The sequence below is a fragment of the Myroides sp. LJL116 genome (assembly GCF_054871685.1).
Genome location: NZ_JBTXLR010000001.1, coordinates 1 through 16,066, shown reverse-complemented (window position 1 = coordinate 16,066; position 16,066 = coordinate 1). Strand labels below are relative to the sequence as shown.

General features: G+C 33.0%; 14 protein-coding genes. 6 read left to right on the top strand and 8 right to left on the bottom strand.

The window, feature by feature from the left end:
* Window positions 1-10: 10 nt before the first annotated feature.
* On the bottom strand, window positions 11-913 hold the full coding sequence (locus ACYSNM_RS00070; RefSeq protein WP_461755108.1) for a S66 peptidase family protein: 903 nt from the start codon (window positions 911-913) through the stop codon (window positions 11-13).
* Between the two features lie 9 nt (window positions 914-922).
* Window positions 923-1,993 (bottom strand): DNA polymerase IV, encoded by a 1,071-nt coding sequence (gene dinB / locus ACYSNM_RS00065; protein ID WP_461755107.1) that lies wholly within the window; start codon window positions 1,991-1,993, stop codon window positions 923-925.
* Between the two features lie 196 nt (window positions 1,994-2,189).
* Between dinB and ACYSNM_RS00060 the strand changes: the two genes are divergently transcribed.
* Window positions 2,190-4,049 (top strand): cation:proton antiporter domain-containing protein, encoded by a 1,860-nt coding sequence (locus ACYSNM_RS00060; RefSeq protein ID WP_461755106.1) that lies wholly within the window; start codon window positions 2,190-2,192, stop codon window positions 4,047-4,049.
* 82 nt (window positions 4,050-4,131) lie between these two features.
* Here ACYSNM_RS00060 and ACYSNM_RS00055 read toward each other — a convergent pair whose 3' ends face one another.
* Complete coding sequence (locus tag ACYSNM_RS00055) at window positions 4,132-6,249, bottom strand: site-specific recombinase (protein ID WP_461755105.1); 2,118 nt, start codon at window positions 6,247-6,249, stop codon at window positions 4,132-4,134.
* An 86-nt stretch (window positions 6,250-6,335) separates the two neighbouring features.
* Between ACYSNM_RS00055 and ACYSNM_RS00050 the strand changes: the two genes are divergently transcribed.
* Window positions 6,336-6,806: a CYTH domain-containing protein gene (locus ACYSNM_RS00050; protein WP_461755104.1), complete on the top strand. Its 471-nt coding sequence runs from the start codon at window positions 6,336-6,338 to the stop codon at window positions 6,804-6,806.
* Here the strand turns inward: ACYSNM_RS00050 and ACYSNM_RS00045 are convergent.
* The 5 genes from ACYSNM_RS00045 to ACYSNM_RS00025 all read right to left on the bottom strand — a co-directional run bounded on the left by ACYSNM_RS00045 (window position 6,793) and on the right by ACYSNM_RS00025 (window position 11,010).
* A complete protein-coding gene (locus ACYSNM_RS00045) occupies window positions 6,793-7,188 on the bottom strand; it encodes a septal ring lytic transglycosylase RlpA family protein (protein ID WP_461755103.1) in 396 nt (131 codons plus the stop codon). The genes ACYSNM_RS00050 and ACYSNM_RS00045 overlap by 14 nt on opposite strands.
* Window positions 7,178-7,663, bottom strand: coding sequence for a septal ring lytic transglycosylase RlpA family protein (locus ACYSNM_RS00040; protein WP_461755102.1), 486 nt, complete (start codon window positions 7,661-7,663; stop codon window positions 7,178-7,180). The genes ACYSNM_RS00045 and ACYSNM_RS00040 overlap by 11 nt, the downstream gene beginning before the upstream one ends.
* A gap of 105 nt (window positions 7,664-7,768) precedes the next feature.
* Window positions 7,769-8,221 carry a hypothetical protein gene (locus ACYSNM_RS00035; RefSeq protein WP_461755101.1) on the bottom strand — a complete coding sequence of 151 codons (453 nt, stop codon included), beginning with the start codon at window positions 8,219-8,221 and terminating at the stop codon, window positions 7,769-7,771.
* A 78-nt stretch (window positions 8,222-8,299) separates the two neighbouring features.
* On the bottom strand, window positions 8,300-8,746 hold the full coding sequence (locus ACYSNM_RS00030; RefSeq protein ID WP_461755100.1) for a thioredoxin fold domain-containing protein: 447 nt from the start codon (window positions 8,744-8,746) through the stop codon (window positions 8,300-8,302).
* A 17-nt stretch (window positions 8,747-8,763) separates the two neighbouring features.
* The gene (locus ACYSNM_RS00025; protein WP_461755099.1) at window positions 8,764-11,010 is read right to left on the bottom strand and encodes a TonB-dependent receptor; all 2,247 of its coding nucleotides are present in this window, start codon (window positions 11,008-11,010) and stop codon (window positions 8,764-8,766) included.
* A gap of 93 nt (window positions 11,011-11,103) precedes the next feature.
* Here ACYSNM_RS00025 and ACYSNM_RS00020 point away from each other — a divergent pair, with 93 nt between their 5' ends.
* The 4 genes from ACYSNM_RS00020 to aspS all read left to right on the top strand — a co-directional run bounded on the left by ACYSNM_RS00020 (window position 11,104) and on the right by aspS (window position 15,911).
* Complete coding sequence (locus tag ACYSNM_RS00020) at window positions 11,104-11,760, top strand: metal-dependent transcriptional regulator (RefSeq protein ID WP_461755098.1); 657 nt, start codon at window positions 11,104-11,106, stop codon at window positions 11,758-11,760.
* A gap of 63 nt (window positions 11,761-11,823) precedes the next feature.
* Complete coding sequence (locus tag ACYSNM_RS00015) at window positions 11,824-12,888, top strand: NADH:flavin oxidoreductase/NADH oxidase (RefSeq protein ID WP_461755097.1); 1,065 nt, start codon at window positions 11,824-11,826, stop codon at window positions 12,886-12,888.
* A gap of 26 nt (window positions 12,889-12,914) precedes the next feature.
* Complete coding sequence (locus tag ACYSNM_RS00010) at window positions 12,915-14,084, top strand: MFS transporter (protein WP_461755096.1); 1,170 nt, start codon at window positions 12,915-12,917, stop codon at window positions 14,082-14,084.
* Window positions 14,085-14,156: 72 nt separating this feature from the next.
* On the top strand, window positions 14,157-15,911 hold the full coding sequence (gene aspS / locus ACYSNM_RS00005; protein ID WP_461755095.1) for an aspartate--tRNA ligase: 1,755 nt from the start codon (window positions 14,157-14,159) through the stop codon (window positions 15,909-15,911).
* Window positions 15,912-16,066 lie beyond the last annotated feature (155 nt).

Genomic DNA, 16,066 nt, shown 5'->3' with positions numbered 1-16,066 from the left:
ATTAGCAATATTAAACTTCGAGGAACGTTAAAGTGGATTCCTGCTTTGTTACTACTAATTTTACTTTTTGTCCGAAAATTAAAGCATAATTTTCTTTGTCATGACCAGCCGGAAAATCGAAAACAACTGGAAATTGGTGCTTTTTAGCAAAACTAAGTACAATTTGTTTGGCATCTTGCCCAAAGGGAATTTGGTTATCATGCATCTTAGTCATTCCTCCAACAATTAAACCTTTCAAATCCTTAAGTAAGCCATTACGATCCAAATTATACATCATTCTATCCACATGATATAAATACTCATCTAAATCTTCTATAAAAAGTATTTTTCCCTTTGTATCTAAAGAAGATGAGGAGCCTAATAAACTATAAAGAATCGATAAGTTACCTCCTACTAATTCTGCAGTAGCTTCCCCTTGAAGATTTTGCTTAGAGCTCTTTATAGAATACTCCATAGCTTTTCCGAATAATGCAGCATATAAGCTATCCAAAGACTCTTGTGTAGAATTAGCAACGCTAAAGGCCATAATTCCATGAATAGTTGGTATCTTAAATTGATTTATATGACAATGAAGTACACTTACATCACTAAAGCCAATAATCCACTTAGGATTTTGTTCTAGCAAACTAAAATCAATATGATCAATGATTCGCACCGTACCATAACCACCACGTGCACACCAAATCGCCTTTATAGAAGGATCAGCTAATTGAGCGTTAAAATCCTTAATGCGTTGTTCATCGGTACCTCCTAATTGATTACAATCTACATCTATTGTTTCTCCTAGCACACCAATTAATCCCCAAGACTCTAATAATTGTAAAGCTTGTTGGGCTTCTTGTGAACTAAATTTTCTTGCCGTACAAACAATGGCTACTTTATCTCCTTTTTTTAAATAAGCTGGTTGTGTCATATTGTAATTTTAAAAATCAAATTGCAGCTGAATTGCAATTGGTTTTGTTGGAATATTATTGTTTAAGTTAGAAAGAGAAACACCCACTAATCGAACAGAGTCTTTTAATTTTTCTTGATAAAGTAGTTCCTTCACTAAATCAAAAATCATAGCACTGTCATCAATATAATAGGGTAAAGTTTTACTTCTGGTTTGTTGTAGGAAATCCGCATACTTTATTTTTAGTGTAATGGTTTTACCTTTTACATTTTGTTTTTTTAAACGCATGGATAACTCCTCTACAATCCATTGTATTTTATCTATTATAAAGACTTCCGAAGATAAGTTTTCTGAAAAGGTTCTTTCGGTCCCTACTGATTTAACTTGTCTATTAGTAACTACTGGACTATTGTGAATTCCCCTTACGATATGATAGTATTCTAAACCAGCCTTACCAAAATTCTCCTGTAAAAATTCTTTTGACTTTAATTTGAGATCCCTGCCCTTAAAAATTCCCATATGATACATTCGCTGAGCAGTTTTACGTCCAATGCCATAAAATTTCTTTATTTCAAGGTCTTCTAAAAAGCTTTCGACTTGATCTGGACCAATAGTCATTTGTCCATTAGGCTTGTTTATATCGGAAGCAATTTTTGCTAAAAATTTATTCACAGAAATTCCCGCAGAAGCATGTAAATGGAGTTGCTCAAAAATTTGTTGTCGAATTTTACTTGCAATTAGTGTGGCGCTAGGACAATTTATTTTATTAACTGTCACATCTAAAAATGCTTCATCTAAAGATAAGGGTTCTACTAAATCGGTATACTGATGAAAAATATCCCTAATTTTTAGCGATATTTCTTTATACCTAGAGAATCTAGGTTTTACAAATATAAGCTCAGGGCAATTTTTCTTTGCTTGAATACCACTCATAGCACTTCTTACCCCAAATGCCCTTGCTTGATAACTAGCTGCAGCAACCACTCCCCTAGATTCACCTCCACCGACTGCGATAGCTTTTCCTCTTAATTCAGGGAAATCAAGCTGCTCTACAGAGGCAAAAAAAGCATCCATATCTACATGTATAATTTTACGCTTCATTAAAAAGAAACAATAGTATTAAATAACGAAGAAAAAGAGGGTTTTTCCTGCATTTCAGTGATAAAATTAAAAATTAAAAGACAAAATTAGGATATCTTTTTTATAAATTTGTATATAATCTACCAAGACGAGGGTTCCTTTATTTTCGTGAATAGTAGTCGAATCGCAAGATAAAATAAAAAAACAAAAACAAACAATGAATGATTTTTTAATCCAAGCTTTTATTTTTTTACTAGCTGCTGTAATTTGTGTACTAATTTCCAAAAAACTAGCTATGGGCTCCGTACTTGGCTATTTGTTTGCAGGTGTATTAATTGGACCTTATGTATTCAAATTTGTAGGAACACATGGTCCTGATATTATGAATGCTACAGAATTTGGTGTAGTAATGATGTTATTTTTAGTAGGATTAGAATTGGACCCTAAAGAGTTTTGGAAAATTAAAAACGAGATTATAGGCCTAGGATCCGCCCAAGCAATTGGTACAACAGCCATAGTAGCTGCGGTAGCATATTGGGGCCTTGATCTGAGCATTGGAACTAGTATAACTATTGGATTTGTAATTACAATGAGTTCTACTGCTATTATTTTACAGACAATATCAGAACGAGGATTAACGAAATCAAATGCCGGTAAATCTAGCTTTGCCGTGTTGTTATTCCAGGATATTATGGTAATTCCTGTTATGGCAATTATTCCACTTCTAGCAGTTACCACTAAAGTTCCCATTGAAACACATGGAGGTGGAACTTGGTTAGATGGTGCTCCTGTGTTTATGAAAACTTTAGCTATTCTAGGGGCGATAACAGTAATTTATCTAGTAGGAAACTATATTGTTAACCCTTTATTTAAATCCGTTGGAAGACTAAAAATTAGAGAAATATACACAGCTTCTGCCTTACTATTAGTGATAGGCGTTTCAATATTAATGCAGCAAGTTGGATTAAGTCCAGCTTTAGGAGCCTTTTTAAGTGGAGTTGTTTTAGCTAACAATCCTTATAAACATCAATTAGAAAGTGATATTGAACCATTCAAAGCGCTCTTACTTGGAATATTCTTTATTGCAGTAGGTTCTACTATTAACTTTAGTATCATTGTAAATGAACCCTTAATTATAGCATCTTTACTTTTCGGTTCTATGGCCATTAAAGCAATAGTACTATTAGCAATAGCTAAATTCAAAAAGTTTCCGAAGGATCAATCCTTCCTATTTGCAATATTACTCTCACAAATTGGTGAATTTGCCTTTGTTATTTTAGCTTTAGGTAAAGCTATTAATTTAGTAAACCAACAGTGGTATGATTATCTTTTAGCTACAACTGCTTTATCCATGGTAGTTACACCAATCCTACTTTTATTAAATGAGAAATGGATTGCTCCTTATTTAGGATTAGAACCAGATGCAGCAAATCCTCCAAAATATGATGACTTAAGTGGTATTAAGGCTCATAAAAAAATAATAATTGCTGGATTTGGAGATTTCGGTATAACAATAAGTAGATTACTACAAGCCAATGATATCGCTACACTAGTCCTAGATAATGACTCACAAAGAGTGGAGCATCTAAGAAAAATTGGTTTTAATGTATATTATGGTGATGCTACATCCATTAATTTATTAAAAGCTATAGGTGTTGAAAATGCTCATTATGTAATTGCTGCAATGGACCCACCTGAAGCCAATCAGCAATTGGTAGATATCCTAACAAAAAACTTTCCTAATGTAGAAATTATCATTAGAGCTAAAAACAGAAAGAATGCATATCACTACCTACAAGATGGTTTAAAAGATGTCTATAGAGAATCCTTTTTTACCGCAGTACACGTTGGAAGTGTTATGCTTGAAAAGCTAGGTTTCACTCATGAGGAGGCTCAAGAACAAAGTGAACTCTTTATTCAAAGTGATAGAGAATCTTTAAGAAAGCTTTCCAAAGAAAGCCATAATTTAGAAGACTATATTAATCTTTCAAAACTAGAATTTTCCAAACAAGAAGAACTTTTAAAACAGCGTTTAAACTCTAAAAGAGCTTCCTATAAAAACACGACTAACTCCTAGATTGGAGCAGATACAAAAAAAGGCATCTCATAAATGAGATGCCTTTTTTAATGAACTAATATATTTTAAAACTAGAGAAACTCTATTTGGTATTCTCTACTACTTCTTTATCATTAGATTTCTTTTCTTTAGTATTCTTTGCTGTGGCCCCATTAGAATTATCTACCATACTACTTGCTGTTGGTAAGAAAAATTCCATTGGAAAACTCTTAAAGTATCTCCAAGTAGCTCTTGCTAAATCTTTGGTCTCGCTAAAAGGAATGTTTCGTGAACGGAAAGCCAGAAGAAGTGATAAGCTAAAACTTACCATAAAGTTCATAAATCCTATTAACCACAATCCTATAAAAGCCCAAATAAGTAAAGAAGCTGATGCTTCAAATCCTGAACCGTATAAGCCTAATGCAATATTACCACTAACAAAAGTAATATGTCGAATATCAATTCCAAGTCCTAAGAAAGTTCCCAAAATCCCACAGGTTCCCATAAATACACCAAACCATATATTAGACATGATTCCAGGCCATTTTAACTCAACCCAATTAGCAAATTTCTCTGTCCTTGCCTTTCCTAAGTTTCTTTTCAACCAAGGATGCTCTTGTATTCTATAATATACACGGTTATGCTTATTCCTGTTGGAAATATTTCCGGAAATAATTCCAGACAAAAATAAAAACACCCCTGCTATACCTGCATGAAATAAAGCTCTAGATTCAATAGGGTCAGAATCTACCAACATCTTTTCCCAATTATCATCCACAATATTTATATCAAAAGCCTGATCGATTCCCCAAACCAAAATTAAAGCAATAGGGAAAGCCAAGATAACGTTTCCTATAAAGGCAATAAATTGAGATCGGAATAATCTAGCAAATAATTTAGCAAATCCAATGTGCTTATCTCCACTTTCTATATGCTGCTTGCGACCATTTTCAATAGCCTTAATAATGGTTGCAGCCGTCATTGCTGGCTGTTTTGTAGCAAGAGTAAAGCCCAATAAATAAATTAAACAGAAACCAACTGCATAGTTAAGGCTATAAAGCATCGCTTCACCAAAAGCACTTACATTGGCCTTATGAGCTAATACTTTAAAAATACAGAGAAAACCTACTACAATACCAGCACCCATTGCACCTTTAAACATTTGCCAATACTCACTTGGAGAATTGGTAATGTAATGCTCACCTGTTTTGGCAGTATGTTGGGTAATTTCATAAGAAATTAATTGCGTACTTTCTTTAACTAAACCAGTAACGTTATACTTATAACAGTTGTATTCTATCAGCTTACGAGCTAATTCTATACTGTTTATTTTCTTTAATTCCTGAGTATCTTCTTCAATCACAAGCAAGTTTAGTAGAATCTCTACGCGCTTTAACTGTTGTCTTAAACGAAGTAAACTTTGATTTACTTTAATAGAAATTCCATACTTAGAACTGTTTTTAAAGGCTTGATTAACAAAGTCGATACATTGTTTATGAAGAACTACTAATTGCTTATAATTTATATCATCAGTGATTAGATAAGAAAACTTTTTGTCTCGAATATCTTTCTCGACCTCCATAAACTCGTTTTCCAAAGCCAAAAAAGGACTTTCTAAATGAGAATATTCTGGTACCATTCGAATGATATAACTCTCCATAGCTCTACCACTCATACGTTGGGTAATTAAGCCAATGCTGATTAATAGTTCACTAAGAGGATCTTCTTCCTTTACACTGCTAAAAACGTCACTAAAATCAAGTAAGTCATATAAGCACAAAAGCTGCTCCATTGGGATCATTTCAATCCACTGAGCATCTGTTTGTTTATAAAAAACTTGATTTAAAACATATTCTTGGGTATCCTTCTCTGGTTGATAAGGCAAAACTTTTGCCCAAAGTCTTTTCTTTACCTCATAAAAGAAATCTGAATCTTGCAAAATACCAGCGTCAGATGCTAAACGACTAAACCCTCTTCCGCTAAGTAATTCTTTTAAATAATTCTCTAAAGCTAAACGTTGCTTATCATGTGCTTGTAGGTAAACAAGAAGTGGATCTATAGAAACTCTTTGAACTTTTTTTATATTTAATGGTCTAAAAATATGTACTAAATCTACTAAGAAAGACAAGTCATCTGTTGCATAAACCTTTCCATCAATAACATATTTATTAAACAACTCTTCGATCCCCTGAGGTGATCTCAATATGTGTTTTAATTTCATAAGAAAAAAACATTTTCTATTTCATTACTATTTAAATAAATTTTCACTTATTTTGCTATAAAAATACACTTTTATTCCCAATTACTATGAGAGAAATTGAAAGAAAATTTTTAGTTAAAGACGATAGTTTTATTTCCCAAGCATTGCGAAAAAACCATATAATGCAAGGATATCTAAATTCAGATCCCGAAAGAACCGTTAGAGTTAGAGTAAAAAACACACTTGGATATTTAACTATAAAAGGTAAAAGTGACAGTAGTGGAACAACTCGATTTGAATGGGAAAATCAAATTCCATTGCAAGAAGCCCAAGCTTTAATGCTTCTTTGTGAAGATTATATTATTGATAAAACAAGGTATGAAGTAAAATATGGAAATCACACTTTTGAGGTGGATGTATTCCATGGCGATAATGAGGGACTTATTATTGCAGAAGTAGAATTAAATGATGCCCAAGAATCTTTCGAAAAACCTTTGTGGCTAGCTCAAGAAGTAACTGGTCAAGTACAGTACTATAACTCCTATATAGCTAAGAAACCCTATTCTACTTGGAAGTAGCCTTTAAGTTTACTTGTAATAATCCCTGTTTACGATTATTGGATATTTTGTCAAAAGCTTTTTTGGATAAATCAATTTCTCTACCTTTTACAAAAGGACCACGATCGTTTATTTTAACCTTTACACTCTTGTTATTAGAGGGATTAGTTACTTTAACTATGGTACCAAAAGGCAAACTCTTATGTGCTGCAGTTAACTTTGAGTTTCTGAAAACCTCGCCACTGGCAGTTTTTCGTCCATTAAATTTTTTGTGATAATAACTTGCAGTTACATTATTCTTCTCGAACCTTTTACTCTTAGCAGATCCCGATTTTTTTGTCGCACAACTACTAAATAAGACAAGTACTATTAAGCAAAATACTACCTTAATTCTATCCTTCATTGTCTAGCATTTTTTCAATTTTCACATTTAATATTCCACGTTTTGTGGAATTGGTTAATTCTAAAAATGCCTTTTTTGATATATCTAACTCTCTTCCTTTTGTAAAAGGACCACGATCTGTAACTGTAAGAACCACAGATTGTTGATTATGTAAATTTGTTACCTTTATTTTAGTTCCAAAAGGCAAAGTTTTATGAGCTGCAGTATACATTTGATTGTCAAACACCTCTCCAGAAGCTGTAAAACGACCATTAAACTTATCGTGATAATAAGAAATCTGCGCTTCTTCCTTTACAAGCTCTAATGGAATTTCTTCAGAATCACAAGGCTCCTCTAAATTCTCTTCTTCTAATTCTACTAAATCCGCTGAGCTAACTAATGTAGTTTGCAAAGGATCTTGCAACGAATCTTGTTTTAATGTAAAACTACTTAAACAAAAAAACCCTACTATATATAAGATATATCTTGGATACATAATTATTTATATTTAATTATAAATCAAAACAATAAATATACCACAAATAAAAAAGAGTTCAAAACTGAACTCTTTTCTTGTATAATATGATAGTAAAATTAAATTTTAAAGCCACTGAGACCAAGGGATTCTAGATAAAATAAGAATCAATCCTAAGGTATAAAACACTGTAAATTTCTTGAATTTAGCAGCAGAACCTTCTGAACGTTTATGTTTTGACCAACCAATTGTAATTAAAGCAATAGCAATAATGTTTACTAATGGGTGCTCTACTGCAAATAAACGAATTGCAGAATCTTTCATAACTGCTCCCATTCCACCTTGGCTTGCTATTGGAGAAATAACAGCATTAAAATAAATAACGTATAAGATAATTCCTAATAAGAGTTGGATATGACAGAAAATCAAAGCGAATAAGCCTAGTTTTTTATCTTTATCTTTAAATTCTCTCTTTGCTCCTAAACCAGCAAAAGCATTAATAATTGCAATAACAAGGAAAATAATAGCTAAATAAGCTACACCTGAATGCGCATGTTTGATAATAAGACTGAAATTCATATTAATATATTTAGTTTAAAAGCAAATATACTTAAAACTAGCGAACTAGTGTTTGATTAGCAAATATTTTAAATTCTCCTAGGGATTAACTTCTAAAAGAGATAAAACAACTTCTAATTCTCTCTTCTTTATATAACCTTGATGCTTAAAGATTATTTGATTTCTTTTATCGATAATTACTAATGTAGGATAAAGGGTTTCTCTATTATATTGTTGTAGACAATGGAAGAGCTGTGTTGGCCAATTAGATTCATTAAAGCTATATAAAACTCCATTATCCTCTATAGAATATTGTTTTTTGGAATCTTCCTTTAAAACTATAAAGTTATATTTCAGCTTAATATACTCCCTTATTGCAGGATCCTTCCAAATCTTCTTTTCCATTAATAGACAATAGCTACACCAAGAGGCTGTGTAAAATAGGATTGTATTTTCCTTAGCTTTTGGAGTATCGTGTCTAATCTGAGGCTCAAAAGGTGGGAAAAAACTATTCCAAAGCAAAACCATACAAAACATAAAATGCATAATCATTGTGCTTTAAATTAGAAACTATAGCGCATTCCTAAAGAAACCCGCCTACCTTGTAAAGCCATATAATTATAATCATTAGGCTCAAATATTACATCGTTTGCACCACTTGGAGGTAAGATACCATTTGCTGGTTCTCCAAAAGGGTCCCACCATCTAGAAATAGGATCATACTTCATTTTACTATTACCTATATTCTTCACTCCTGCATAAACAACTAAACCATTAAAAAAATCTTTTGTCCATTGTATATTACCAAGAAAAACCCAAGGAGAAAACTCTGGTCTGTAATCGTTTTCTACAATTGGTAAACGCATGGGGCCCTTCCAATCTAGAGTAAAGTCAAGACTATTTCCACGGTTTAATTTATAATTTAACAGTACATTTCCTGACCATTTTGGAGCATGATAACTTTGCTCTATTTGTCCAGCTTCCTTTCTAAAAACATCCATATAGGACATCGCAAAATTTATCGTAAAAGGAAATTCAAAAATCATGTCTATCGCGGTAGAAATTCCTCTTGATACCGCATAACCTTGTAAATTACGATAAATAATTAAAGTAGGGTCACTACTGATATCAGGTTCTATTTTATTGGTGAAATGAGAATAGAACACACTTGTATCTAAACTAAAAACAGTCCAGTTAGTTGGAATTTTAAATGTGTAATTGACATTAAAATTATAAGATTTCTCTGGCTTTAAATCTTCTAAAAACACTACCTTTTTTATACCACTTAGAGCTCTGTGATCCTCTGTAAAAACATTTACAACACGGAAACCACTTCCAAAATTAAAACGCAATATAGAGCCATTTGATGTATTTGTCTTAAATCCAAACCGAGGGGAATGTACCCCTGAATGGCGAGGGTCATAATCGAATCTATATCCTAAGAGTAAATCTGTATTATCGCTAAGCTTATATTGATCTTGGATAAAAACGCCAGGAATCCATATTTTTTCAGGTTGATCAACAACCTGATCTTCTTCATTGGTAAAACTAGTTCCAGGGGTATTGTCATTATAATAAGTATAAGTGGAGCTAGCTCCAAATAAAAGTTGGTGGTTACCCAATGTCTTATTCCAAAAACCTTGGGCAAAAGCAACTTGTTGCTTTGCCTTGTAAGGTTCTTGTCCATAAAGGGAGTTTTGTTGATGATAAATATAAGAGAATTGTAGCTCAAGGTCCTTTAAAGTGGGAAAAGTAAAATTACCTAATAGCTCAAAACGATTGGTATAAGCAGTTTCCCTATACTTGCCATTGTAATATTTATCCTTATTAATTTGACCTCCCCACCTATCTTCATATACATACCTAAATGCTAAATGATTTAAATCACTATGCTTATTTTTTAAAGTGAATTTATTAAATAAAGATATACGTTGGGTTTGTGTAACATCGGTAAAGCCATCTTTATTTTTGTCAATAGGATTTTGAAAACTATTGATATTCATCCCAAATAATCCTGAAAGGTTCTTATTTAGTTTATAACTCGAACCTAGGTCTAAGTTATTCTCTAGCCATGTGGAAGTGGATGCATCTACACTAAATAATGGAGCATCTAAAGCCGATTTAGTAATCACATTTATTACTCCTCCCATTGCTTGACTACCATATAAAGAAGAGCCAGGACCTTTCACAACTTCTATCCTATCTAAAAGATTAACAGGAATTCCAAATAAACCATATACAGTAGATAAAGAAGAAACCATAGGCATGCCATCTATTAATATCATGGTATAAGCTCCATCCATACCATTAATTTGTATATCTCCTGTGTTACATACATTACAATTTAATTGAGGTTGTACCCCATTTATCATTTGTACAGCTTCAAATAAATTATGACTAGAGTTCTTTTGAAAAAAAGAGGAATTATAAACTTCAACCGCACTAACTTCATCTTTTCTTTCCATGGCTTTGATATGGGTAGAAATTATTATTTCCTCTAACTGGTCTGACTCTTGCAAATCCACCTTTAAGGTATAATCTACTCCTTGTTGTAGAGTAAAGTGCTTCAAAAACGGAGAATAACCTTCTTGAATAATTTCTACTACGTAACTTCCAGGGTCTAGTCCTTGGAAACCAAAATAACCTTGATCGTTGGAAAAAGTACTTAACTCCAATGGCAATAGTTCAACTTTGACATTTTCTACTTTACCCTTAGAGCTTTCTATATATCCATAAATATTCTGACTAAACATTTGATTACTACTAAGGGTACTAATAAACAAAAGAAATAAAACTTTAGTATAATTCATTTTTCGAGTTATCTATTTTTATTTTTAGACAAATCTAAATAAAATTTATTTAAATTAAAAATCGTACCTTTGTGGGTTAAAATAAATCCTCTTATGCTGACATATTCCGAAGAAAATTATTTGAAAACAATTTTTCACTTATCTCAGGGTACAAGCCAAGAAATTTCAACCAATGCTATCGCTAGCAAGATCGAAACAAAGGCTTCCTCTGTTACTGATATGGTAAAAAAGCTAAACGATAAAAAACTAGTTACCTATCAAAAATACCAAGGCGTAACCCTTACCCAACAAGGATTAATGGCAGCCAAAATGATCGTTAGAAAACACAGATTATGGGAGGTTTTCTTAGTTGAAAAACTTGATTTTTCTTGGGATGAAGTCCATGATGTTGCAGAAGAATTAGAACATATTAAAAGCGAAAAATTAATCAACAAATTAGATGCTTTTTTAAACTTTCCTACGCATGACCCTCATGGAGATCCAATACCATCAGCAGAAGGTAAAATTGTACAAACAGAAAAGCAGCTTTTAAGTGAAGTAAAACCAAATCAGGTGGTAGTCTGCGTTGGGGTGAAAGACTCTTCTTCTGATTTTCTTCAATACTTGGACAAGCAAAAAATAGCTTTAGGAACAACCATTACCATTCTAGAAATTGAGCCATTTGACAGCTCATATACTATACAATTAAATGATCTAATAATTACTATCACTAAAAAAATTGCTAGTAATCTCTATGTCATTTCAAAATAAATTAACTCTAATCCACCATTAGCTACATTTTGGAACTCTAGTAATAATTAAATACAAAAGCTCATGAAAAAATTATTCCAGCCATTAACTTTAAATAGTATAACTCTACCTAATAGGATTGTTGTTTCGCCAATGTGTCAATATTCGGCCCAAGATGGCTTCGCAAATAATTGGCATTTGGTACATTTAGGTCAATATGCCATTGGTAAAGCAGGCGCAATAATTCAGGAGGCGGCCGCTATTAGTCCAGAAGGTAGGATAACTTATAGTGATCTAGGAATTTGGAAGGATGAGCACATAGAGAAATATAAAGAAATTACTGATTTTATAAAACAGCAAGGAAGTATACCTGGAATTCAGCTTGCTCACGCAGGTCGAAAAGCAAGTTGTGATAAACCTTGGATTTCGAGAAAACAAATTAGTCCAGATCAACCAAATGGTTGGCAAACTATTTCCTGCAGTCCAATTGGCTATCACGATACAGATCATGCACCACTGCAGATGAGTATTTCTGATATTCAGCAACTTATTCAAGATTTTAAAAATGCAGCCATTCGAGCAGTAAAATCTGGTTATCAAATTATTGAATTACATGGTGCTCATGGTTATTTATTACACCAGTTTTTAAGTCCTTTAACTAACAAAAGAGAAGATCATTATGGTGGAAGCTTCGAAAATAGAATACGACTATTATTAGAGATAGTCCAAGAAGTATCCACTGTATTAACAACACAAAGTCTTTGGTTGAGAATTTCCGCTACAGATTGGGCGGATAATGGTTGGGACCTAAAACAAAGTATAGAGCTTTGTAAACGACTAGAATCTACCAAAGTAGAAGTAATTGATGTAAGTACTGGTGGATTAGTTGATTGGCAAAAAATAGAAGCAGTTAAAGAATATCAAGTTCCATTTGCTACACAAATTAAAGAAAATACCACATTAACCGTTGGTACAGTAGGATTACTTACTGAACCAAAACAGATGGAAGAAATACTGCAAAGCAATAAAGCAGATTTTATTCTAATAGGTAGAGAGTTTTTACGAGACCCACATTTTGCTTTAAGAGCAGCTAAGGAACTAGAAGTGGATATTACATGGCCAAATCAATATGAAAGAGCAAAAAATTAAAAATACGTTATAAACTAAAATTACTCATGAAGAAAAGCTTAATCGCCCTATCTATTGGAGGTTTAGCAATTGGTATGACAGAATTCTCTATGATGGGATTACTACCAGAAATTGCTAACAGCCTTGACATCTCAATTCCTAAAGCAGGAAATTTCATTTCGACTTATGCCTTAGGTGTTGTTGTAGGAGCTCCATTGATAGTGATGTTTTCCCATAAATATGCGCCACAAAAAGTACTAATGTCCTTGATGCTATTATTTTCTGTGTTTCATACTTTGTTTATCCTATCACCTAATTACCATACTTTACTTCTAACACGCTTTTTGTCTGGATTACCACATGGAGCATTTTTTGGTATTGGTTCTGTTGTAGCAACCCAATTGGCTGATAAAGGTAAACAAGCACAAGCTGTTTCCATCATGTTTGCAGGCTTAACTACCGCTAATTTAATAGGTGTACCATTGACTACCTATATTGGTCAAATATCCTCTTGGCGTATCTCTTATACTATAATAGCTTCACTAGGATTGTTTACAACTTTAGCTATTTACTTTTGGGTACCAAAAATAGAAAGAAGTGCAGATAAAAACCTATCAACGCAATTTGCTTTCTTTAAAACTCGTTTAGCTTGGGTTTTAATTTCACTTATCTCCATTGGAACAGCAGGATTATTTGCATGGATGTCTTATATATCTCCAATGATGACTCAAGTAGCACTTATCCCTGAGGCAAATATCCCAATTATTATGACCTTAGTGGGACTAGGAATGTTCCTTGGTAACTTTGTAGGTGGAAAAATTGCAGATACTTTTGAGCCTTCAAAAGCAGTAATAATTTCCTTTAGTGCTATGGCATTATGCTTAGTTATAGTTTACTTTACAGTACACATTCAGTGGATGGCATATACCATGGCTTTAATCACAGGACTAGTTGCCTTTACTATCGGCTCTCCACTTCAAATGATGTTAATCAAAAATGCAAAAGGATCTGAGCTATTAGCTGCCTCTGCAGGACAAGCTTGTTTTAATATTGGTAATGCCTTAGGAGCATTTTTAGGAGGAATTCCATTAACTTTGGGATTTGCAGCAAATACACCAGAACTAGTAGGTGCTGGAATGGCCATAATAGGGGCATTTTTAGCAGTTACCTTTATGCAGATGCAAAAAAGTCAAAACATTTTGACACAAGAAAAATAATATTTTATTTTATTAGCATTGCTTATATGCAGCATTGCTAATAACTTCATAAATTTGTAAAAAAACACAGCAATGTATAGAACTAATAATTGCGGAGCTTTAAGAGCTTCCGATATAAATACAGAAGTTACCTTATCGGGATGGGTTAGTAAACATCGTGATAAAGGTTTTATGATTTGGGTAGATTTACGTGATCGCTATGGAATTACCCAATTAATTTTTGATGCAGAAAGAACCGACAAAGAAGTATTTGATAAAGCAAAACACTTAGGTCGTGAATTCGTAATTCAAGTGACTGGAAAAGTGATTGAAAGAGCTTCTAAAAACCCAAATATTCCTACGGGAGATATAGAGATTTTAGTTACTTCTTTAACTATTTTAAACGAATCTAGCGTACCTCCTTTCACAATAGAGGATGAAACAGATGGTGGAGAAGATATTCGAATGAAATATAGATATCTTGATATTCGTAGAAATCCAGTTAAAAACAATCTACTTTTTAGACATAAAGTTGCACAAGAAGTTAGAAACTATCTATCTAATCAAGATTTTTGCGAAGTAGAGACTCCTTATTTAATTAGTTCAACTCCTGAGGGTGCTAGAGACTTTATAGTTCCTTCAAGAATGAATCCAGGAGAATTTTACGCATTACCTCAATCTCCACAAACTTTCAAGCAGCTACTTATGGTAGGTGGAATGGATAAGTATTTCCAAATCGTAAAATGTTTTAGAGATGAAGACCTTCGTGCGGATAGACAACCTGAGTTTACTCAAATAGACTGTGAGATGGCATTTGTTACTCAAGAAGATGTTATGAACACTTTTGAAGGAATGACTAAGCATTTATTAAAATCAACACATGGTTTAGAAGTAGGAGACTTCCCACGTATGACTTACAATGAAGCTATGCAAAAATATGGGAATGACAAACCAGATATTCGATTTGGTATGGAGTTCGCAGAATTAAACCAAGTAGCTCAACATAAAGAATTCCCTGTATTCAATTCAGCTGAATTAGTAGTTGCAATCGCTGTACCTGGAGCTGCTAGTTATACTAGAAAAGAAATTGATGGCTTAATTAACTGGGTTAAAAGACCACAAGTAGGAGCTCTTGGAATGGTTTATTGTAAATATGAACTTGACGGAAGCTTTAAATCTTCAGTAGATAAATTCTACGACCAAGAAGATTTAAAGAAATGGGCTGAATTAACTGGTGCTAATCCAGGGGATCTTATATTAGTTCTTTCTGGAGAAACAGATAAAACTAGAGCTCAAATGAGTGCCTTAAGAATGGAATTAGGTAATCGACTTGGTTTAAGAAAATCCAATGAATTCGCACCATTATGGGTAGTAGACTTCCCTCTATTTGAGTGGGATGAAGAAGCAGGTAGATACTTTGCAATGCACCATCCATTTACTTCTCCTAAGCCAGAAGACATTCCATTATTAGATACTGATCCTGGAAAAGTTAGAGCTAACGCTTATGACTTAGTTTTAAATGGTAATGAAATTGGAGGTGGTTCTATTCGTATTCACGATAAACAAACACAAGAACTAATGTTCAAACATTTAGGCTTTACTAAAGAAGAAGCACAAGAACAGTTTGGCTTCCTTATGGATGCTTTCCAATATGGAGCGCCTCCTCATGGTGGTTTAGCATTTGGTTTAGACCGTTTAGTAGCCATTTTAGGTGGTCAAGAAACTATTCGTGACTTCATTGCTTTCCCTAAAAACAATTCAGGACGTGATATTATGATTGATGCTCCTTCAAAAGTTCGTCCAGAGCAATTACAAGAATTACATATTACAGTTGAAAATAAACAATAGTTTTAAACTGTAGTTTTAAATAATAAAAAAGGGGCTGTCTCAAATGAGATAGCCCCTTTTTTGTATTTTTAAGTAAAAAACACCGTTATAATTATTTGAATTACAATCCAATATACTTAAATTAGTATAAGTAATTCAAGTAAATATGGCAAAAC